Source organism: Aneurinibacillus sp. REN35 (assembly GCF_041379945.2).
Taxonomy (GTDB): Bacteria; Bacillota; Bacilli; order Aneurinibacillales; family Aneurinibacillaceae; genus Aneurinibacillus.
The window spans coordinates 302,763-323,695 of record NZ_JBFTXJ020000001.1; the positions used below are offsets into that span (position 1 = coordinate 302,763).

The window sequence follows — 20,933 nt, forward strand, 5'->3', positions numbered from 1 at the left end:
TTCTACAGATAATATATGATAGGGAGATAGTGAATACAGAAGGAGATACGGTTGAATGCAAGTTGTAAAAATAGAGGAAGAACGTTCGTTTCCTAGAAAACAAAAATATCGTAGAAAAAAAAGGAAATGGATAGGGATCAGCTTTCTATTGTGTATGTACCTGGTTTTCTCATCAGGTGCGCTTGTTTTGTACGGACCTTTTGAGAATGTGCGAAGCACGGTAATCGGAGCGGTATTGACCAGTCGTCATCCATGGTATATTGAATATTTTTATCCTGCAAAGGTGCTCGCTAAATACAAGCCGGTTGGCATGGATAAGATGAGCGAAGGTCTAATGGAATCGGCAAACTTCTCGGACGTGAGCGACACTGGGATTGAAGTGATTCCAATTGAAGCAAAGAAATATAACGGCAGCCTGCTTGTGATTCATGATCCCAAGCGTGTGCATGTTGTTGTAACGAAGCACATTAATAATGTGGGGCAGACGGTTAGCGAGATGGTTAAAGATGCAGACGCGATCGGCGGCATTAATGCTGGCGGATTTTATGACGTGGCCGGGAAGGGAACCGGTGGTATTCCGATGGGAATTACGGTTTCGCGGGGCAGCTACATCAGCGGCGATCAGAGTACGCGTCAGCCGGTGGTAGGAATTACAAAGCAAGGTGCTCTCGTTGTAGGAAAATATAAATATGAAAAGCTGCAAGAGCTTGGCATAGAAGATGCGATTTCCTTCGGTCCTCAATTGGTGAAGAACGGTGAACCGTTTCTTGAGGAGGAAGACGGCTCGTGGGGGATTGCGCCTCGCTCAGCAATCGGGCAGCGAAGTGATGGGTCCATCCTGCTGTTAGCTATATCGGGTCGGGGAAGTGACGGTGTGGGAGCTACGCTGCTTGATTGTGAGAAGATTATGTTGGATCATGGAGCAGAGATTGCCGCCAATTTGGATGGTGGATACAGTTCAGAATTATATTATCAAGACGATTTTTTGGTAGCACCCTCTAATCCCCTTGGAGAGCGCTATGTAGCTACCAGTTTTGTCGTAGACGGAGTGAAGAAGTAGTGGCAGGGATGAAGAAAACACGTAAAGCGCTGTTTTGGATTAGTACCATTATGCTTGTCAGCGTTCTTCAGGTAGGTGTTCTGCAGCAGGTTGATGAATTCCTTGCGCCGCCTTCATTAGAGATGAAGCAGGCGGCGGCTGCGGAGAAGACGGAGCGAACGCTTGCGCCTCCGGAAGAAGTCGTGCAGTCTGCCATGACATCCGATGCGCAGCGGCTTGCTTACGTAATGCAGGATAACGCACATACCATTATGATTCAAGATAAAAACGGGACCGTTGACTCGGTGGAAGAAGAGGGAAACATTACGTATATGAAGTGGCTCGGAAAGTCCAATACGCTGCTTTATATGGTAGAGAAGCGCAAGGGACAGGAGATGCGTCTGCTTCAGATGGCGCATGATGAACCTGTTGTCGTATATGAATGGTCTAGCAAGAAAGAAAAGGTAGAGGATGTTTTCTTCTCTCCGTATCTTGAGTTCTTTTATGTGCATATGAAGGATGAGAACCGAGATGAATTATATAAGTATACGGCTTCACAAGGCCTGCAGAAGCTGCAGATCGGCGCCGTACGTATTGCAAGCATTGACTATGATGAAAAAAACGATATCCTGTATATTTCCAATACAAAGGGAAGGCTATGGGAATTTAAGGACGGGGCGATGCATCGATCATCATTGAAAGTGCAGGAGTTTTCGTAAGAACATTACAGCATGATAGTCTGGATACGTTTTCCTAGCTACTAGGTTCTCCCCTTTATCGTACTTATAGAAAACAAGCTAGCCCGAGGAAAAGGGCTGGCTTGTTTTAGGTTGTATAGGGCAGATTCTATTGATAATCTTTAAACTCAATTTTTGTAATGGTTATGTTCGTTTCTCCGCCGGGAGTGACGAGTACCATCTCTTCGTCTAGCGCATGTAGCAGCAGCTGCCGTCCAACCGGAGATAAAAAGGAAATATAGCCGCGCGTAGGGTCGCTTTGTTCTGGAAAGCAAATCGTGAAATGTTCTATATAATTGTCTTCTTTGAACAATACAGCAACCTGGCAGCCGATAAATACCTTTGAAAGAGCCGGGTAGGTACTTTTTTCGTCATCCGATAGAAATGCTTCAACTTCAGCGACATACCGCTTGAAGAAGTTGAAGTCTCTGTCGTGAACCATAGTAGAGGAGACATATAAATCCAAAAGTTCTGTTGTGTTCTCTTCAATGTAAATGAGTTGTTTAATTAGGCTTTTTCGCAAAGGGTAGTAGGTGAGACTATGGTTCATCGTAGATAGCCTCCTTACCTGGATGTAGCCGCTTGCAAAATTTGTTTTTCATGTCCATGTTGCGCCCTCCTTAATAAATAAAAAAATGGAGATTCCCGTAATCAGGGACCTCACTCACATCTTATCATGCTTTCAACTGCGGAGGAACAGCAGAATAAAAGAAGCCTTCTATATGCAGGATGGCACATATAGAAGGCACGGCTTATTATACGGTGGTATGCGTAGTTTCCTTCAACTGCTTTAATTCCCGTTGGATATCTTCTTGCAGAGAGGGAGAGATGGAGTGATGTGATTGGGTAGGCTGTAAGAACTGGGTAGTGGCGTCTGCCTCAGCTTCTAATCGCATGATTCGTTCCTCCATCCGTGCGAACCCTGTCGCTACCTGTCCCGTATTCCATGAGCTATATACTTGATTCATTTGTGTAATGGATTGTGCTAGATTGCTTCTTGAAAGCAGGAGCAGATGCTTATGCTTATATTCATTGTAGCGTTGGATAAGCTGATCTAGCACCTGGCGCAGTTGCTGGGTTTGCTTTTGTATCGTTTGATGCTGCTCGCGGTAGGCAGCAGCTTTCTGTTCGTACAATAGCTTGTCCTGTAACGCTAAGGCAGCAATGGTCTCTTCTCCCTGCTCGACGGCCAATTTGGCCTGACGGCTTCGTTTTGTTATTGTCTCCTCGGCTTCGTGCAAGAAAGCCTGCTGTCTCCTTTCTAGAAAAAGCTGCTGGGTAAGAGCTTTTTGCCCATTAGCAATTTCCTTCTCCATTTCCCGAATATAGTGATTGAGCATATGGATTGGGTCTTCTGCCCGATCAAGCAGGGTATGGATTTCAGCTGTAGCGATGTCCTTCATTCTTTTCATGATTCCCATGAGATGTTTCCTCCTTTAATTTGGTTTGCTTTCGTTCCCATTCATCTAGAAAATCAGGGGGTGAATACGTTTGTGTATACATGTGCTCATTGTGTGCTGCATCAGTCATCACAGAATAGAGCGGACGCGAGGATCGTCTTTTGCGAATCCATAAAAATACGAAAATACCAACTGACAGCCAAAACACCAAGGATAACAGCGACCCAATGTAATGGAAAAGGCTCATGTGATGAGGCCCCCGCGTCACATGGGGCTGGTGAGGGGAGAAATTGGGTTGCATGGCATGGTGATGGCTGGATGCAAAAGCGTTAGACCCTCCAAAAAATTGGATCACCCATACCGCTGCAAGCATCAGAAGGACGCTAAACAACACTCGTTTCCCTAAGGTTGCTCTTTTTTTACTCACTTTTCTTTCTCCTTTCGTTCTATTTGTTCTTATCTTAGAAGAACACTATGGGAGAAGTACGGAAAAAGTGTGGGAAATTGCGGAGTGCACAGGGGATACACACCTCTATGAAATGCGATAGCTAGACTTTTATTCTTTTTCTGTATAGCTGGCGATTCGGTATTGGTATTGGACGAAATAAAAAATGACCCTATGATTAAGATATACAACAATACCAGTTGCCAAATGAAGATGAGCATGGTTTGAGAGTGGGGAGGCAAGGGGATGGATGTTTTATTTCCTATCGTAGTAAATGTAATTGTGCCGGTATTTTCTCTTATTGTGCTGGGGGGGTTTTTGCACAGAAAGTTTCACTTTGATATGAACACCTTATCGAAGCTTACGACATATTTTCTTTTCCCGGCGGTAAGCTTTGTCAATATTTATCAAAGTAACATGGGAGGCGACATCATCGGCAGCATCATTGGCTTTTTGCTGCTGCAAAGTTTATGCCTGATGATCCTTAGTGCTGGCATTGCCAAAATGGCCGGGTTTGATCGCGGGCTTTCGGCCGCATTTAAAAACAGTGTCGTATTGAACAACTCCGGGAATTTTGGATTGCCGGTCAGCCAGCTTGTTTTTCAGAACAATCCGCTTGGGCTGTCTATTCAGGTTGTGGTCGTTATTTTTCAAAATCTCCTCACGTATACATATGGCATCATGAACTCGGTCTCGGTTAATGCTAACGGTACAAAAGCTTTGCGGGAGTTCTTAAAGAATCCGATCTTCTATGCGTTACTGCTTGGTTTGTTGTGTAATGCATTGGCAATTACCGTGCCGACATTTTTATGGAAACCGATTGAGAATAGTGCTAATGCTTTCCTTGCGATTGCACTCATCACGCTTGGCGCACAAAGCGCATATCTGAAGATCAAGCACTTTTCACTGCCGCTTGTGTTAAGTCTTATTGGACGGCTGCTGCTATCGCCGACCGTTGCTCTTCTCATTATCTTATCGCTTGGACTTGATGGCACATTAGCCCAAGCACTTCTGATTGCCAGCTCGTTTCCTACATCAAGAAATAGTGCGCTGTTTGCACTGGAGTATAACAATCATCCTGAATATGCAGCGCAAGCGGTGCTCCTGTCTACGCTGTGCAGCAGTGTAACCGTAACCGTTGTTGTGTATGCATCCAAGCTTTTGTTTTAGGGGGCTGACTCAAAAGAGTGTGAGTTTGGCCCTTTTTTGTGTACATGGTTGAATAAAGATGCCGCTGGTTCGTTTGGTAGGTACGGCAGTGTGGTATGTCTTTACATGTACAGCCTGAGTTCGCTTCGTTTGTATGAATTACATATGCGAGTCTACTACCTTTAACAGAGCGGAGGAATAAAACATGAATAAAGACCAACAGCCAAAGCCTATTAATGAACACAGCAAGGATGAGCAGCTAGAGGAGTACCGCGTAGACAATAACGGAAAAAAGCTTACAACAAATCAAGGTGTACGTGTATCTGATACGGAACATTCCCTAAAAGCGGGCGAGCGCGGACCTACATTGATGGAGGACTTCCATTTTCGGGAGAAGATGACTCATTTTGACCATGAGCGGATTCCTGAGCGCGTGGTGCACGCCAGAGGATACGGAGCCCACGGGTATTTCGAGGTGTATGAATCAATGGCGGAGTACACCCGAGCGAAATTCTTACAGGACCCGTCTGTGAAGACGCCGGTATTCGTTCGTTTTTCTACCGTGGCAGGTTCTCGAGGTTCCGGTGATACGGTGCGGGATGTGAGGGGATTTGCGACCAAGTTCTACACGGAAGAAGGCAACTATGATTTAGTGGGAAACAATATTCCGATCTTCTTCATTCAAGATGCGATTAAGTTTCCAGATTTGGTACACTCCTTTAAGCCAGAGCCGCATAATGAAATGCCGCAAGCATCTACAGCCCACGATACATTCTGGGACTTCGTTGCCAATAATACAGAGACCGCTCATATGATTATGTGGGCGATGTCTGATCGGGCGATCCCGCGAAGCTATCGGATGATGGAGGGATTCGGCGTTCATACTTTCCGTCTCGTCAATGCGCAGGGCAGAGCGCGGTTCGTCAAATTCCACTGGAAACCAGTTCTTGGCGTCCATTCTCTTGTGTGGGATGAGGCACAAAAATTGGCCGGAAAGGACCCTGATTTCCATCGTCGCGATCTTTGGGAAGCGATTGAAATGGGGAATTATCCGGAATATGAGCTTGGTGTTCAGATGATTGAAGAAGAGGATGAATTCAAATTTGACTTTGATATTCTAGACCCGACAAAACTGTGGCCAGAAGAATTGGTGCCGGTTAAAATCATCGGAAAAATGACGTTAAACCGCAATCAAGATAATGTGTTTGCGGAGACGGAGCAGGTGGCGTTCCATCCGGGGAATGTTGTACCGGGAATTGATTTTACCAACGACCCGCTGCTGCAGGGACGGCTCTTCTCTTACACGGACACCCAACTGATTCGTCTGGGTGGCCCAAACCATCATGAGCTTCCGATTAATAGACCTGTATGTCCGTTCCATAATAATCAGTATGATGGCTACCATCGCATGACGATTAATCGCGGGCCTGTCGCCTATCATAAGAATTCGCTGCAGGGAAATTATCCAGAGCCTGCATCAGAAGAAGAGGGCGGTTATGTCCATTACCAGGAGAAGGTGGAAGGTCGGAAAATTCGTCAACGGAGTGAGAGTTTTAAGGACCATTACTCACAGGCGACGCTGTTCTGGAATAGCATGACGGAAGTAGAAAAGCAGCACATCATCAAAGCCTTCCGCTTTGAGGTAGGAAAAGTGAAAAATAAGGATGTACAGCAGCAGGTAGTAGACATGTTCAGCAATGTAGATCCTTATCTGGCAGAGCAAATCGCTATTGGTGTCGGAGCCAAAGCGCCGGCGGGAGCACAAGGAACGGGAGTGACTGCCTCTTCTCCGGCTTTAAGCCAAGAGAATACGGTGAAGGTTCCGCAAACAAGAAAGGTTGCTCTTTTGGCTGAGAATGGCTTTAATGATGCGGATGTAGCACAGGTTATGGAGGCGCTGCAAAAGGTTGGAGTAACCGCAGAGATCATCAGCAATCATTTAGGTACAATCACGGGTACGAGCGGTCAGCAGCTTGAAGTAACCCACACGTTTCTAACGAGTGATTCTGTCTTGTTTGACGCTGTGTATGTAGCTGGGGGACAGCAAAGTGTTAAGATATTAAAAGGGCAGAAAGAAGCGGTGAAATTCATCGACGAAGCCTTCGGTCATTATAAGGCGATAGGCGCTTCTAATGAAGGGGTGGAACTGCTTGCCGCCGCAGGCATCGAGCCTACAGCCCAGGAGCCTGGAGTAGTAATAGGAGCAGGGCAGGAGGCAGGTTCCTTCCATGAGAAGTTGATTGAGGCGATTACGCAGCATCGTCATTGGGCGAGAGCGGTATAGGTATTTTACTAGCTCGATAGAAAAGCCTGAAATGCAGCTACTTTGGCTGAATTTCAGGCTTTTCGCTGTTTCTATAGTATAATGTAGGTGCAATATCGTAGTGGTGTGGAGGCTTGTATATGGAGGATCGAGATTGGGTTATTTTAAAGGTTTTATATGAGGAGAAGAATATTACGAAAGCAGCGCAGCGATTATTCATGTCACAGCCGTCGTTAACGAAGCAATTGCGGCAAATAGAAGAAGAGTTTGCTCTGCAAATTGTGAAGCGAGGCAGAAGAGGGGTTCACTTTACACCCCAGGGAGAATACTTGGCAAGGTGTGCAAACGATATGACGCAGAAGCTGCGCGAAATCGCCGAGGCGGTTAGGGCAATGGAAAATGATGTGGCAGGTACCCTGCGACTGGGTGTATCCAATTATTTTACAAGGTATAAGCTGCCGAGGCTGTTAAAGCTTTTTCAAGATCAATATCCCCGTGTAGAGTTTAAAGTGAATACGGGCTGGAGCCGTGAGATGGGTGCTCTGGTTGCAAATCATGAGGTGCATGTTGGATTTGTCCGGGGCGAGTACAAGTGGTCAGGTGAGAAGCTTCTATTATTTACGGATATGCTGTGCATTGCATCGAGACATCCGATTGATAAGAATGCTCTTCCGCAGCTGCCCCGAATTGATTATAAAACAGAGTATGGATTTAAAACGATTATGGATCATTGGTGGATGGAGAACTATACGGAGCCGCCATCAATTGTGATGGAAGTGGATCAAGTGGAAACCTGCAAGGAAATGGTCAGACATGGACTGGGGTATGCGATTATGCCGCGTCTGATGCTTGAAGATGCAGAAGATATACATACCATTGATATTATGATTAAAAAAGGACAGCCTGTTCTGCGGAAAACATGGATGCTCTATCATAAGGAATCTCTTGATACGAATGTAGTCCGAGCATTCATACAGTTTATGGAGGAGCTTCATGGGCAAAACGCGATATAAAGTTTGGCGTAACGATCAATTGAAAGAGAGTGGGCTATGGAGGAATTCACAAAGAGAGTCATCAAAATTATCGCAAGCATCCCGCATGGGAGAATCATGACATACGGTCAAATTGCGCAGGAGGCAGGGAGTCCGAGGGGGGCTAGGCAGGTGGTCCGCATTCTTCACTCTATGAGTGCAAAGTATAATCTGCCGTGGCATCGGGTGGTAAATGCAAAAGGGGAAATTGGTTTTACAGATCCAGAATCATATCGAATCCAAGCATTGTCTCTTCAAAATGAAGGGATTGAGTTCAGTAAGGATCAACGTATAAGTCTAAGACGTTATCAGTTCCATCCTAGTGAAGGAGAATAAATAAAAAGCAAGGTACAGTTCATAGTGAGCTGTGCCTTGCTTTTTGGACTTATGCATGAAATGAACAAAATAACTGCTGCTTGCGCTCGATTGTGAGCGTGTTCTCCGCAAAAGGAAACAGCACATTTTCTTCTTTATTAAAGTGAAGCAGCAGCACCTGACAGGCATCCATGAGGTAGATCGCCGCTTTCTTCGGATCGGATTCGGGAGAAGAAGCCAGTTCTTCGAATCGGGCAAGCTGGCGCTTCGCTTCCTCATGCTCAAATTCCATTACATGTACAGGACCGAAATCCGTTCCGACCTCTTCCTTCAGCGCAGTGAACAGTCCTCGCTCTTCCTTTTCAGCATGTATATCAAGCTGCAGCTTGAAGGTTTGTTCGCCCATGAAGAGCGCAAGCAGTGCTCGCAGCGTATCAGGGTGCTGCTTCGGCTTTTTGCTGTTGAAGAGTGTACCGGCATCCTCGATCAAATCGCGTATTTTCTGCCGCAGCAAGCGATGCTCATCAAGCAACTGTTGAATGGCGGGGCAGAAAGAAACAGGATGGGATGCTGTTGGGTGGCAAGCAGACGGTAGGGGTGTAGTTTCTGAAAACACGGGGGTTCCTCCTTATATTTGTACGGTTTCATATCTTTATCATACAAATTTTTGGAGAGCTGCGATGTGATGATCATCACATGGAAGCGAGAGGGGTCTATAATAGTAAAATCGAGGAAGCGATTGGGTTCAATCGTTTCCTCGATTCATGTAATAGAAGCATGTTTCTCTAGGGTTGAATGCTACGGCTGCCAAAGTGAAACGCCTGCAGAGCAGGGCGAGAGGCACGAAGGCTTGCCCGCTGCGCTTTCGTTTTTGTATGGTCAATTTCCATCGTGTTCTCATCAATAATAACGCCATAGGAATTAGCGGCTTTGTCTATGCTGACGAGGCTGCGCAGCACATCCAAACGTACGTTTTCTATTGTGCGGTCCAGCGGATCACCCCAGCCGCCGCTTCCCCCGGTAACGAACAGTAGTTGATCGCCCTTCTCCACCTGTACGTTATCGATTTTGGATTCGAGATGTATTTCCCCGCCATTTTTCTTCCGCAAAACTTTATAGGAAGAAGAGCCGGGCTCCCCGCCATTAATGCCCCAAGGCTGAATTTTTGCCCGGTCATCATGGATGGAAACGATGCCTGACGAGAGGAATGTATACAGCTTTTCGTTACAGTTTCCACCCCGATGCAGTCCCGCTCCTCCTGAGTCCATGCCGGTCCGGTAGTATTCGACACGGAGCGGATAATATGTCTCTAAATATTCGGTTGGAATGTTGACGAATGCGGGCCACCAGGAATGACCGTCCAATCCGTCACCGATAGGGCGTCCGGGGAGTCCGCCGTACATGACCTCCATGAGGTGGAACGGACGACCGCTGTCATCGCGTCCCGAATAAATAAAGTAAGGGCTCGTGCCGTAGCCTGCTGCTGGACTGTTTTGCGGTGCATTGATGGAAAGAGCGCCGCTTAGTACGTCAAACAGACGGCTGAGTACGTGGGTGCGGCAGCCAAGTGCGGCTGGTGCTTCCGGCTTGAGCAGACATTTGTCCGGTGTCGTAATATGCAAAAGATCGTAAAAACCGTCATTAAACATGATTGCCGGGTCAAAGACGGAGATAAGAAATGCGCCGATGAACATCCTGAACATGTTCTCGCTTAGGTAGTAGTTGATCGGACCCGGAGCCTGCGGATCAGTACCTGTCCAGTCAAAGTAAGCTTGATTTCCCTCCCGCCAGATGGTTAATTTCATTTTGAATGGACCGTTGCCTAACCCATCATCATCAATATAATCCTCAAAGGAGACAGGCTTTTCGGGAAGGAAGTTCAAAATGAGGTGTTCCATCATCTTATGTGTGCGTACAAGAAGCGAGTCAAGCGCCCCAAGATATACTTCAACACCAAAGCGTTCACATAATTCTTTTACACGCTTCTCTGCTGTTCGGCAGGAGGCAACGATACCCATAAGGTCACTGTAATTTTCGACGGGGGTGCGGGTGTTCGCTTTAATAATAGAAATAATGGCTTTGTTTAGCGTTCCTCCTTCAAAGAGCTTTACAGGAGGATAGCGTACGCCCTCGGCAAAAATAGTGTCCGCTGTAACAGGCATGCTTGATGGAATAGGTCCGCCTACATCCATAACATGACCAAACATGGAGGAGTAGCCAACTAACACATCCTGATGAAAGATCGGAACGATTACCATCCAGTCATTAATATGGGAGATTGAGCCGCCGCAGCTATATGGATCGCTGAGGAAAATGACGTCACCTTCGTGAATGCCCTCCGGGAAGTGTGCTACTACCTCGGGTACGTGGGAACCGAAATTCCCTACTACCATTTTGCCTTCAGGATCAGTAATCATAGGGAAGCAGTCGTGCTGTTCACGAATGACAGGAGACATAGCGGAGCGGAAGAGCGTGACATCCATTTCTTCCTTAATATTTTTCAAGGCATTCTCGATAATATCCACCGTAATCGAATCAAACTTTGTTTTGATCGCCATGATTATACCTCCTCGCGAAGTAAGAGATTCATATGCCGGTCCACTTCTGCTATATATCCAGGAAGAATAAGGGTCGTGCTGTCTTTTTGCATGACAATAGCAGGGCCGTGGATTTTATTGTTGGGCAGAAGCGCAGCGCGGTTATAGAGCGGTGTAGGTATGAATTCACCATCAAAGTACGCGCGATGACCTGCATCGACAATAGCATGTGAAGCATCTTCTGATCCGGGCTCGCTCTGCGGCATATTCGGAGAGGATACACTTCCGACTGCTACGGCTCGCAGGTTAACCGCTTCCATTTCAACATCCATCTTAAAGCCATACGTCTTCTCGTGAATATCATCGAATGTTTCCCGCAGCACATTAAGACCTTGAGCGGTTACGTCATGCAGATTGACGCGGATCGGAATTTCGTAGCCTTGACGGAAGTAGCGCACATCGACCTCATACATAATGCTGCGTTGATCAACAGGAACGCCTTCTTGTTCGAGCCACTCTTCCGCTTCATCACCAAGCCGTACGAGCTGCGCGATTAATGTATTGGTATCTAACTCACTAAACGTTCGAATGAAGGTTTTGGAATACTCATTACGTACGTCGGATTGCAGAAAACCAAGCGCAGATAATACACCGGGCGTAGGTGGAATCATAATCGGAAAGGAACCGGATAGCTTCCCGAGTGCGTTGGCATGCAGCGGACCGGCTCCGCCAAGAGCGAGAAGAGCGAACTGACGCGGATCATAGCCCTTCTCCACAGAGACAACGCGTATAGCCCCGTACATATTCTCGTTCACGATATCATAAATACCTTTAGCGGCCCGATACGGATCAAGCCCCAGGCTATCTGCTACCTGGCTGATGGCTTGCATAGAGGCATCGGCGTTAAGTATCATTTCTCCACCGATAAGTGAAGGCGGCAGATAACCTAAGACCACATTTGCATCGGTCACTGTCGGCGCTTCTCCTCCAAAATCGTAGCAGGCCGGACCCGGCTCAGCTCCGGCGCTTTGCGGTCCAACCCGCAGTGCACCGGATGGTGGGACGTGGGCGATGGAACCGCCGCCTGCACCTACGGTTACGACTTCAAGTGACGGCGCTTTTACGGGAAAGGTACCAACTTTGGTTTCGCGTGAGACGCGCGGTGTACCATTATATGTTAGCGATACATCGGTGGAAGTGCCGCCCATATCAAATGAAATAACATTGCGGTGTCCCGTCTGTACCCCAATCATTGCCGAAGCGGTTACTCCGCCGGATGGGCCGGACAGCATGGTATGGACAGGCTGGGCTGCGGCTGCTGGAATGCTCATTAAACCGCCGTCCGACCGGACAATACTGACCCGGCTTTTCATGCTTTTCTCCTGCAGCTTATGTTCAATATTGTTCAGGTATCGCTGCATAGGAGGCCGTACATAAGCATTCATCACCGTGGTGAGTGCTCGTTCGTATTCGCGGAATTCGGGTAGAATATCGTGGGAGATGGAGACAGGGATGTCGGGATTGATACGCTGCGCAATCTCTTTAATGCGCTGTTCATGCGCAGGATTAGCATAGGAGTTGATTAGGCTGATGGTTAAGCTTTCGATGCCTTGTGCATACAGTTCTTCGATTTGGGTGCGCACGGCTCCTTCGTCAAGCTCTTGCAGAATTTCTCCAGCAGCGGTCGTGCGTTCCACAGCTCCGCGTGTATACGCTAAATCAGCCAGCGGTTCGGGCTTGATAAATCCGATCCAGGCGCTGATGGGAGCAGGTGTCCAGGAGCGTGCCACATGCAGAATTTGCTCGAAACCGGCGGTTGTAATTAATCCCACTTTGGCACCCTTGCCCTCCAATACCGCATTTGTTGCGACCGTAGTGCCGTGCATGATCGTTCGAATTTGCGATGTATCCACGTCGGCTTCTGCACAAATTTTTTCAATTCCTGCCATGAGACCGATCGATTGATCCGACGGGGTAGAAGGCACCTTTGTTACATAGAGGTCACCGGTTTGTTCATTCTGAAGCACAATGTCCGTAAATGTTCCTCCAACATCAATCGCAATCCGATACATAAATTCTAACCTCCGTTTTTAAGAATGGATGGTATGCAAATACTGAACAGCAGTATCCAGGTTGACGACGTCGCCATATTTTGTTCGGATGTCATATAGGTTAGCCTGATGGGCAGAGGGAGAACGGTCGCCGACGCATTCTTTTGGCACCACGACGCGATAGCCATATTGCAGAGCATCGACCACGGTGGCACGAACGCACCCTGATGTTGTACACCCGGTAATGAGCGTCGTATCTACCCCCTCAGATGTTAATAGCGAATGAAGGTGGGTACCAAAAAACGAGCTGGCAAACTTTTTTGTAATCAATGGCTCGTTCATCTCGTCTCTTTTCAGTGAAGGATCGATCGTACTCCATGCGCTTCCCTCAGTAAGAGCTTTTAATGCAGGGACTTTTTTGATAAAGTGGCCGCCGTCACGCAAATGGGCTTCGTAGACGACGGTGGTGAATACGACCAGAACATTGTTTTGTCTGGCTGCTTCTAGCAAGCGAAGAGTAGCTGCAAGTTCTCGGGTGTAATCAGACCCGAGCTCGCAGCGGGGATCAGTAAAGCCTGTAATGAAGTCTACTACAATGACACATGGCCGGGTTCCAAAGCCTGAAGCATGACCAAACCCTGCAAATGTTTCGTGCACCGCAGTCCCTCCTAAATAATGTTTCTCTCCTTCAGTGAGTGCAGCTGCTCAGAAGTGTAGTGCAAAAGCTTCGTATATACTTCTTCATTATGCTTGCCCATCCGTTCTGCCCCAGCCTCTCGCACAGCACCCGGAGTACGGCTGAGCTTAGGTACAATGCCGGGCATGGGGAATTCTCCGAGTGTAGGGTGTTCCACGGATAGAATCATCTCGCGCGCTTTATATTGTTCATCTGCAAGAATTTCTTTGACGCTGTAGATTAATCCAGACGGAACGCCGTGCTCTTCGAGCGTATGCAAGCATGCCTTTGAATCCATCGTCTTAGCCCAGTCAGAGATAAGGCCTTCCAATTCATCGATGTTTGCGCCACGGGCATGGTGGGTTGCATACTTCGCATCATCGGCCAGCGTCGGCTGTCCCATGGCCTGGCACAAGCGGCGAAACACGGTATCGGCGTTGGCGGCGATTAGGACATATACACCGTCTTTAGCCAGATAGATGTTAGAGGGAACGACACCAGGCAGTACATTGCCCATGCGCTCACGCACATAATCGGTGAGCAGATAATCAGGGACAATGCTTTCCATGACTGCGAAGACCGCTTCGTAAATCGCTGTATCAACAATTTGCCCCTTGCCGGAGCGATTGCGTTCATGAAGAGCCGTCAGACAGCCAATCGTTGCAAACAATGCGGCCAATGTATCTCCGATGCTAATCCCGCTTCGTGTCGGAGGACGATCAGGAAATCCGGTGACATACCGCAGTCCTCCCATCGCTTCTCCTACGCTGCCAAAGCCGGCACGCTTGGCATAGGGACCTGTTTGGCCAAAGCCAGAGGTACGAACCATAATAAGGCGCGGATTAAGATCTGCTAGTTGTTCATAGGAAAGGTTCCACTTCTCCATTGTGCCGGGACGGAAATTCTCGATGATAATGTCTGCTTCTTTGGCGAGGTCTCTAAAAATCTGCTGTCCTTCCTCTTCTCGAAGATTGAGGGTTACCGATTTCTTGTTGCGTGATTGGATCGGCCACCACAACCCCTGGCCATCTTTTTGCTTGCCCCATGCACGCATCGGATCTTCTCGATCAGGTGCTTCGATCTTAATGACTTCGGCACCGAAGTCGGCTAATAATCTGCCAGTAAAAGGACCCGCCAGCAGGGTGCCCAGCTCCAGTACTCTTAGTCCGGAAAACGGAAGACCCTCCTGTGCTTCTATCATTTTCATCCCTCCAAAGTAGAAAAGTTGTTGTTAGGGGGATCGTAACATCTTTGTATACAAAGATTCAACAAAAAATTTAAAAAATTATAAAAAATATAAAAAATGAAAGATAATAAGAAAAAAATAGAGAAAAATAGGGGATGAATGCAGAAAAAAAGAAGAAATAAGCTGATTTTGTATAATTTCAAGATGTAAAAATTCTATTTTGACAAAAATAATAAGAATAGTTGCAACTTTATAAATGTTTGTATACAATAACGAAAAAGGAGATAGAGAGATGAATGCATACGATTTTATTCGAAGTGCCATTATTGAAGGCGACTATGCGCCGGGCCAGCGCCTTACGGAAGAAGCATTGGCGGCGGAACTGCACATAAGCCGTACCCCTATTCGCGAAGCGCTCAAGCGGTTGGAAACAGAAGGATTGATCGTATCCTTGAAGCGGGGTGTTTCGGTTAAAACCTTCTCTAGAGAAAGCATCCGCCAAATTTATGACTTGCGTGCCTTGCTTGAAGGATATACAGCTACTCAAGCGGCCATCAATCATACTACCGAAGACATCAAGAGGCTGTGGCACATACATGAAGCGTATGGACAGGCAATTGAGAGGTTGGATGAACATCATCCTATTAATCTCAAGGAAGTAGTTCGCCTGAACAATAAATTTCATGAGGGGGTGTTGCTTGCTTCAAAAAACGAGTATATGGAGTTTCTGCTCTCAAAAGTGTTTGTGCTTCCGTTGGTGTTCCGTTCGTTTTACTGGTATAACAAAGAAGAAATTGAGCAATCGCAGGGTATGCATCAGACGATTCTTGAAGCGATTGAACAAAGGGACCCGGAACGTTCCAAGTCAGCGATGTCCGAGCATATCTATAGAGGTCGCGATCATGTACTGCGTCACATTATTGAAGAAGGTGGGGACGAAGAGAAGGAGGATTGCTTGTGATTCATATTTGTGAAGTTGGACCGCGCGATGGATTGCAGAATGAAGCGCAGCTTCTTACTACGGAAGTGAAGGTAGAGATGATCGGTCGGTTAATCGAGGCTGGCTGCCAAAAAATCGAGGCGGTTTCGTTTGTGAATCCGAAGGTCGTGCCGCAGATGGCGGACGCAGAAGAAGTGCTGCGGTATGCTCCGCAGTATAGTGACGTGGTCTATGCCGGATTGGTATTGAGCCGTTCGGGGTTAGAGAGGGCCAGTCGCACGAATATTGATATGCTTCATATTGTGATGGCTGTAAGTGATGCGTTTAACCAGCGCAACGCACGCCGCAGCGCTGCTGAGTCGGCGGCTGAATTGAGTGCTGTGATTCGGGAAGCAAGCGCGGCGGGCAAACCTTGCATCGGGGTATTAGGCACTGCATTTGGCTGTCCATTTGAAGGTGAGGTATCGATTGAGAATGTCCTTGCCATTGCCGATCAATTCCTTGAAGCGGGCTGTGAAGGTATTACGTTAGCGGATACGACCGGAATGGCTCATCCCTTGCAGGTTCAGGCATGGGTGCGTGCCTTTACAAAGCGTTTTCCTGATGTAGAGCTTGGTCTTCATTTTCATAATACGAGAGGATTAGGTCTTGCCAATGTGTTTGCTGGTTATCAGGCAGGTGTCCGCATTTTTGATTCCTCGCTTGCTGGTCTTGGCGGCTGCCCGTTTGCTCCGAAGGCAGTGGGGAATGTTTGTACAGAGGATATGGTGAATATGTTCAGAGAGATGGGAGAGGAAACGGGGATGGAGGTGGAAAAACTAATCGAGACAGCTTGCTGGATGGAGGAGAAGATAGGGCGTCGTCTGGATGGAATGTTGATGAAGACAGGTACGGTCAAAATGTGAAACCCACTATAATGAAGGAGGACCCACATGGAAGATGCCGCTCGTACAACTGACACGTATGCATTCTATGTCGATATGGTGGAAAACAAATATTTTGCAAATGTAGATGCGAGGAATCTGGAAGGAATATTGGAGTGCTTCAATGAAGACGCCGTGTTTACCATTCAGTCTGCTCATTCTGTACATCAGGGACGAGATACCGAGATTCGTGCGATGTACGTGGAGCTGTTTCAAAACTATCAGCCGAAGATGGTGCACAAAGATTTTCGACATGTTGTAGACGTTGGAAATAGCCGTTGCTCTGCCCAGTTTAATGTAGAACTCATCTCTACAGAGGGCGGAGAGGAGATCTTTCTTACAAACTGCAATTTCTTCTATTTTGAGAACGGGAAATTTAAAGAAGTGTATGTATACATGAGCGACGGTCAAAATGTGCTTGGATAAATGGTATATTCCTAAATAAAGGCCTGAGGCAAGGGAGATCAATTCCCTGCCTTGGGCTTTTATTTTTGTAAGAAATCATCGGGCCTGCCGTATCTTTTTGTTGGTGTTCGTCGTTTACAGTATAACTATGCAAAGGAGTGATATATGTGACGACAATTCCGGTGGTAATTGAACAGACGAGTCGCGGAGAGCGATCGTATGATATTTATTCGCGGCTGCTTAAGGATCGGATTATCTTTTTGGGCAGCGCGATTGATGATCAGGTAGCGAATTCAATTGTGGCTCAGCTTCTCTTCCTCACAGCGGAAGATTCGAAAAAAGACATTCATCTATATATTAATTGTCCCGGTGGATCGACGACAGCGGGTATGGCCATCTATGATACGATGCAGTTTATTAAACCGGATGTATCAACCATATGTGTCGGGATGGCGGCTTCCATGGGTGCGATTCTGCTCGTGGCCGGAGCGCCTGGAAAGCGGTTGGCGCTGCCAAATTCGGAAATTATGATCCATCAGCCCTGGGGAGGAACGAAGGGGCAGGCCAGTGATATGATGATTCATGCAGAGCGAATCATTAAAATACGAAGCATATTCAATAAGATCTTAGCCGATCGTACGGGACAGCCGTATGAAAAGGTGGAAAAGGATACGGACCGGGATAATTTTATGCTGGCGGAGGAAGCAAAAAAATACGGGTTAGTTGATAAGATCATTGAAAAACTATAGCGTATTGTATTATCAAGGGTGTTGATGATTCAGGGTAAATCGTCACCACACCCTGCCCCAAACGGACGTCGGTTCGTCTCCCACACAGAAACATCGAGGGCCGCTTGTTGCCGAGCCAGTCGGAACAGCAAAACATCTGGGCAGATGCAAGAAGGGAGACTGTTGCTGTTCTCTTTCGCCTGGCTAGGGCAACCGCTCGGGAAGGGAGACGAAAGGCCTTGTTTGTGTCCGGTTGTGGTGCTCTTTTCCTCTTGGAGCCATCCACACCTTTGGTATCCATCGATGGATAGAAAAGATGGATGCGTCCAGCATGCGTCCCCTTTGTTTTGAGGGAACATGCGGACGTATGCAATTTGTTTTTTTCAATATATGGATAATAAACAGGCGTATTGCATTATATAAGAATTAAGAGTACCATAAAGGCAATTGGATACAAGTAACCACTAGGGGAGCCGAATGGCTGAGAGAAATATTTCGACCCTTTGAACCTGATCTGCGTAATCGCAGCGTAGGAAAGTGGCGTGAGGATGCTTTCGTTATGGCTGCAAACCACCCGCTTCGGGTGGTTTTTTGTTTTATAATAAGCACAACCAGAACTGCAATATAACATAAGGTGGAATGTGTATGCACACAAACTCAACACGACGTCTTACGATGATGGCGCTTTTGGTCGCCATCGGAATTGTCGGCTCAAGCTTTCTTTGGTTTCCGGCCGGCGTAGCCAAAGCATATCCCGTACAGCATGCGGTCAATGTGATCGCTGCGGTCACACTTGGCCCTGGGCCGGCTGTAATGATTGCGTTTATGATCGCGCTGCTCCGCAATCTTTTGGGCATCGGTACTATACTTGCGTTTCCGGGAAGTATGGTTGGTGCTCTGTTTGCAGGTTTTTTGTACAGGTGGACGCGCAGAGCCTCTATGGGAGCTGTGGGTGAGGTGGTAGGCACAGGGATCATCGGTGCCTTCATATCGGTACCGCTTGCCTCGATTTTTCTTGGAAAAAGTGCGGGCGCATTCGCATTTATTCCTCCGTTTTTCATCAGCAGTCTAGCAGGGGCAATACTGAGTTTACTGCTTGTGCCGACACTGAGAAGAGCGCTCCGTCAGGAAGAGATTCGCCCATCTTCCTCCATCCAAAAGTAAGAAGAGAACACAACAGCCTGGACTGCGTTCTGGGTTGTTTTTTTATGCGTAAAAACATACGTTTATGCGACCTTGCATACGTGATAGGTAACAAACTGCTTACCTTCTGTCATACAGCATTTGGCAATAAAGTTGCATTGGGTATAATTGTTCACCTAATCACGGGTGAAATGATACGAAAGGAATGGTGAAAATATGAGCCTACGAATGCGAATCTCTCTTTCGGCTGCTCTGCTTGTTCTTCTGGTTGTCGGCATCAGTGCTTTTTTCTCCTATTGGAGTGTGAGTCGGGCCGTAGAACAAGGTATTTCGGCATATAGTGCACAGACCGCTACCAATACGGTCGCCTATGTAGATATAAATACGTACAAAAAACTGCTCGCTCATCCTGAAGAAAATGAAGCATATTGGACGATTCGCAATACACTAAACGACGTACGCGAAAAGCTTGGTGCTCTCTATGTTTATACACTTACAGTTGATGGAGATGCGCTGCATATCATGGTGGACGGACAGCCGAAACATTCGAAAACGGCTTCGCCCATTGGTGAAGCTGTTACGGCTACGGCTTTTGAGGATGTAGCACCTGCTCTGCAAGGCCGTACTGCGTATAGCGGCCTCATTCACGATGAGAAGTATGGCGATTATTTTTCAGCCTTTGCACCGATTAAAGATGAAAACGGTGCCATCATCGGTGTGCTTGGCGTCGATCTGCATGCACCATTCGTTGCCTCCCTTACACAAGACATCCTGGCTTCTAATATTCCAACTTTTATACTTTCTAGCCTATTGCTTTTAGCGTTTTCCATTCTGCTGTTTATGTATGTCGTTCAGAGAAGTTTACGTCCTCTGCATTTGATTAGCAAAACAGCGGAAAAAATTGCAAACGGTGATTTGACATCCACTGTAGAAGCAGAACTTGCGATATCCGCGAACAGAAAAGATGAAGTGGGGCAGCTTGCTCATTCGTTTCAGATTATGGAGACGCGTCTCTCACACTTCATTCGGCAGGTGCAGCATACGGTGGATCATGTAGCGGCTTCCTCGGAACAACTAGCGCATGCTACAGGACAGACGGAGCAGGCATCGCATCAGGTGGCAACGACGATGCAGGAAGTCGCCGCAGGCAGTGTGCGTCAGGCAGAACAGACCCAGCATATTCTGCAGATGATGCAGAATATGACAAACCATGTGCACGAAGCTAAGGCGCAGGCGGATCGTAACCTAGACAATACGGGGGCAGCCGTCCAAATCTCGGATGAAGGCAAAAGAGCGATGGATGAGGCGATTGATTACTTGGCCTATAGTATGTCTACTGTAAAAAAAGCAGCGGAAACCATGCAAAACCTTGGCGTACGATCGAAGGAAATCAGTACGATTATTACAGTCATTACCGAAATCTCTGCACAAACCAATCTGCTTGCTCTTAATGCAGCCATCGAAGCCGCGCGTGCCGGTGAGCACGGTCGCGGATTTGCTGTTGTAGCAGATGAAGTGCGAAAGCTAGCGGAGGAAACAAATCAAGCCGCCGGCAAGATTACAGGGTTAATTCAGTCTATTCAATCAGAGACGCTGGAGACAATGACGATCATAAAGCAAAGCGAAGATGCATTCGAACAGCAGATGGAAATGATAGAACGGGGTGGGATAGCGCTTGTATCGATTGTAGAGCGAGTAAAGCACACGCAGGAGGACTCTGCAAGCATGCAGATTATTCTTGATCATGTCAATGCTCATACACAGCAGGTGTTTCATGCGCTCGAAGAAATCTCTTCGATTATCGAAGAGGCCTCCAGCGCTTCAGAGCAAGTATCGGCAGCGGCGGAACAGCAATTAGCTACAGTGGAGGAGATGGCGGCTAGCGTTGCGGAGACAGGCAGGTTATCTCATCAACTGCATGCCGAATTGCGAATGTTTCGGATCGAGCAGCATGTATGATGCAGT

Annotated in this window: 20 protein-coding genes and 1 riboswitch; of the genes, 12 read left to right on the forward strand and 8 right to left on the reverse strand. The window is 47.3% G+C overall.

What is annotated here, in order from left to right; all coding sequences use genetic code 11:
* Positions 1 to 55 precede the first annotated feature (55 nt).
* Together AB3351_RS01465 and AB3351_RS01470 are read left to right on the forward strand one after the other, a co-directional pair.
* The gene (locus AB3351_RS01465) at positions 56 to 1,060 is read left to right on the forward strand and encodes a phosphodiester glycosidase family protein (RefSeq protein ID WP_371145338.1); all 1,005 of its coding nucleotides are present in this window, start codon (positions 56 to 58) and stop codon (positions 1,058 to 1,060) included.
* A gap of 8 nt (positions 1,061 to 1,068) precedes the next feature.
* Complete coding sequence (locus AB3351_RS01470) at positions 1,069 to 1,758, forward strand: hypothetical protein (protein WP_371145339.1); 690 nt, start codon at positions 1,069 to 1,071, stop codon at positions 1,756 to 1,758.
* Between the two features lie 127 nt (positions 1,759 to 1,885).
* On the opposite strand, the gene AB3351_RS01475 is transcribed toward AB3351_RS01470, so the two are convergent.
* The 3 genes from AB3351_RS01475 to AB3351_RS01485 form a co-directional block, all read right to left on the reverse strand.
* Positions 1,886 to 2,326: a GreA/GreB family elongation factor gene (locus AB3351_RS01475; RefSeq protein ID WP_371145340.1), complete on the reverse strand. Its 441-nt coding sequence runs from the start codon at positions 2,324 to 2,326 to the stop codon at positions 1,886 to 1,888.
* A 205-nt stretch (positions 2,327 to 2,531) separates the two neighbouring features.
* Positions 2,532 to 3,197: a PspA/IM30 family protein gene (locus AB3351_RS01480; protein ID WP_371145341.1), complete on the reverse strand. Its 666-nt coding sequence runs from the start codon at positions 3,195 to 3,197 to the stop codon at positions 2,532 to 2,534.
* On the reverse strand, positions 3,157 to 3,603 hold the full coding sequence (locus tag AB3351_RS01485) for a hypothetical protein (RefSeq protein WP_371145342.1): 447 nt from the start codon (positions 3,601 to 3,603) through the stop codon (positions 3,157 to 3,159). The genes AB3351_RS01480 and AB3351_RS01485 overlap by 41 nt, the downstream gene beginning before the upstream one ends.
* A gap of 264 nt (positions 3,604 to 3,867) precedes the next feature.
* Here AB3351_RS01485 and AB3351_RS01490 point away from each other — a divergent pair, with 264 nt between their 5' ends.
* The 4 genes from AB3351_RS01490 (at position 3,868) to AB3351_RS01505 (ending at position 8,400) form a co-directional block, all read left to right on the forward strand.
* Positions 3,868 to 4,791 carry an AEC family transporter gene (locus AB3351_RS01490; RefSeq protein ID WP_371145343.1) on the forward strand — a complete coding sequence of 308 codons (924 nt, stop codon included), beginning with the start codon at positions 3,868 to 3,870 and terminating at the stop codon, positions 4,789 to 4,791.
* Between the two features lie 184 nt (positions 4,792 to 4,975).
* Entirely contained in the window at positions 4,976 to 7,054 is a 2,079-nt protein-coding gene (locus AB3351_RS01495) for a catalase (protein WP_371145344.1), read from the forward strand.
* A 119-nt stretch (positions 7,055 to 7,173) separates the two neighbouring features.
* Positions 7,174 to 8,046, forward strand: coding sequence for a LysR family transcriptional regulator (locus tag AB3351_RS01500; RefSeq protein ID WP_371145345.1), 873 nt, complete (start codon positions 7,174 to 7,176; stop codon positions 8,044 to 8,046).
* A 36-nt stretch (positions 8,047 to 8,082) separates the two neighbouring features.
* Entirely contained in the window at positions 8,083 to 8,400 is a 318-nt protein-coding gene (locus AB3351_RS01505) for an MGMT family protein (RefSeq protein ID WP_371145346.1), read from the forward strand.
* A gap of 49 nt (positions 8,401 to 8,449) precedes the next feature.
* On the opposite strand, the gene AB3351_RS01510 is transcribed toward AB3351_RS01505, so the two are convergent.
* The 5 genes from AB3351_RS01510 to AB3351_RS01530 form a co-directional block, all read right to left on the reverse strand.
* The gene (locus tag AB3351_RS01510; RefSeq protein WP_371145347.1) at positions 8,450 to 8,995 is read right to left on the reverse strand and encodes a hemerythrin domain-containing protein; all 546 of its coding nucleotides are present in this window, start codon (positions 8,993 to 8,995) and stop codon (positions 8,450 to 8,452) included.
* 169 nt (positions 8,996 to 9,164) lie between these two features.
* On the reverse strand, positions 9,165 to 10,937 hold the full coding sequence (locus AB3351_RS01515) for a hydantoinase B/oxoprolinase family protein (protein WP_371145348.1): 1,773 nt from the start codon (positions 10,935 to 10,937) through the stop codon (positions 9,165 to 9,167).
* 2 nt (positions 10,938 to 10,939) lie between these two features.
* Positions 10,940 to 12,988, reverse strand: a complete 2,049-nt coding sequence (locus AB3351_RS01520; RefSeq protein ID WP_371145349.1) for a hydantoinase/oxoprolinase family protein — start codon at positions 12,986 to 12,988, stop codon at positions 10,940 to 10,942.
* An 18-nt stretch (positions 12,989 to 13,006) separates the two neighbouring features.
* The gene (locus AB3351_RS01525) at positions 13,007 to 13,624 is read right to left on the reverse strand and encodes an isochorismatase family protein (protein WP_371145350.1); all 618 of its coding nucleotides are present in this window, start codon (positions 13,622 to 13,624) and stop codon (positions 13,007 to 13,009) included.
* A gap of 11 nt (positions 13,625 to 13,635) precedes the next feature.
* On the reverse strand, positions 13,636 to 14,844 hold the full coding sequence (locus tag AB3351_RS01530) for a CaiB/BaiF CoA transferase family protein (protein WP_371145351.1): 1,209 nt from the start codon (positions 14,842 to 14,844) through the stop codon (positions 13,636 to 13,638).
* 277 nt (positions 14,845 to 15,121) lie between these two features.
* Between AB3351_RS01530 and AB3351_RS01535 the strand changes: the two genes are divergently transcribed.
* From AB3351_RS01535 to AB3351_RS01560, 6 genes are all read left to right on the forward strand, one after another.
* Positions 15,122 to 15,790 (forward strand): GntR family transcriptional regulator, encoded by a 669-nt coding sequence (locus AB3351_RS01535; protein WP_371145352.1) that lies wholly within the window; start codon positions 15,122 to 15,124, stop codon positions 15,788 to 15,790.
* On the forward strand, positions 15,787 to 16,674 hold the full coding sequence (locus AB3351_RS01540) for a hydroxymethylglutaryl-CoA lyase (protein ID WP_371145353.1): 888 nt from the start codon (positions 15,787 to 15,789) through the stop codon (positions 16,672 to 16,674). The genes AB3351_RS01535 and AB3351_RS01540 overlap by 4 nt, the downstream gene beginning before the upstream one ends.
* Before the next feature lie 27 nt (positions 16,675 to 16,701).
* Positions 16,702 to 17,118 (forward strand): nuclear transport factor 2 family protein, encoded by a 417-nt coding sequence (locus tag AB3351_RS01545; protein ID WP_371145354.1) that lies wholly within the window; start codon positions 16,702 to 16,704, stop codon positions 17,116 to 17,118.
* 146 nt (positions 17,119 to 17,264) lie between these two features.
* Positions 17,265 to 17,846: an ATP-dependent Clp endopeptidase proteolytic subunit ClpP gene (clpP, locus tag AB3351_RS01550; protein WP_371145355.1), complete on the forward strand. Its 582-nt coding sequence runs from the start codon at positions 17,265 to 17,267 to the stop codon at positions 17,844 to 17,846.
* A gap of 435 nt (positions 17,847 to 18,281) precedes the next feature.
* Positions 18,282 to 18,378, forward strand: a riboswitch (TPP riboswitch).
* Positions 18,379 to 18,470: 92 nt separating this feature from the next.
* The gene (gene thiW, locus AB3351_RS01555; RefSeq protein WP_371145356.1) at positions 18,471 to 18,989 is read left to right on the forward strand and encodes an energy coupling factor transporter S component ThiW; all 519 of its coding nucleotides are present in this window, start codon (positions 18,471 to 18,473) and stop codon (positions 18,987 to 18,989) included.
* A gap of 195 nt (positions 18,990 to 19,184) precedes the next feature.
* Entirely contained in the window at positions 19,185 to 20,927 is a 1,743-nt protein-coding gene (locus AB3351_RS01560) for a methyl-accepting chemotaxis protein (RefSeq protein ID WP_371145357.1), read from the forward strand.
* Positions 20,928 to 20,933: the final 6 nt, after the last annotated feature.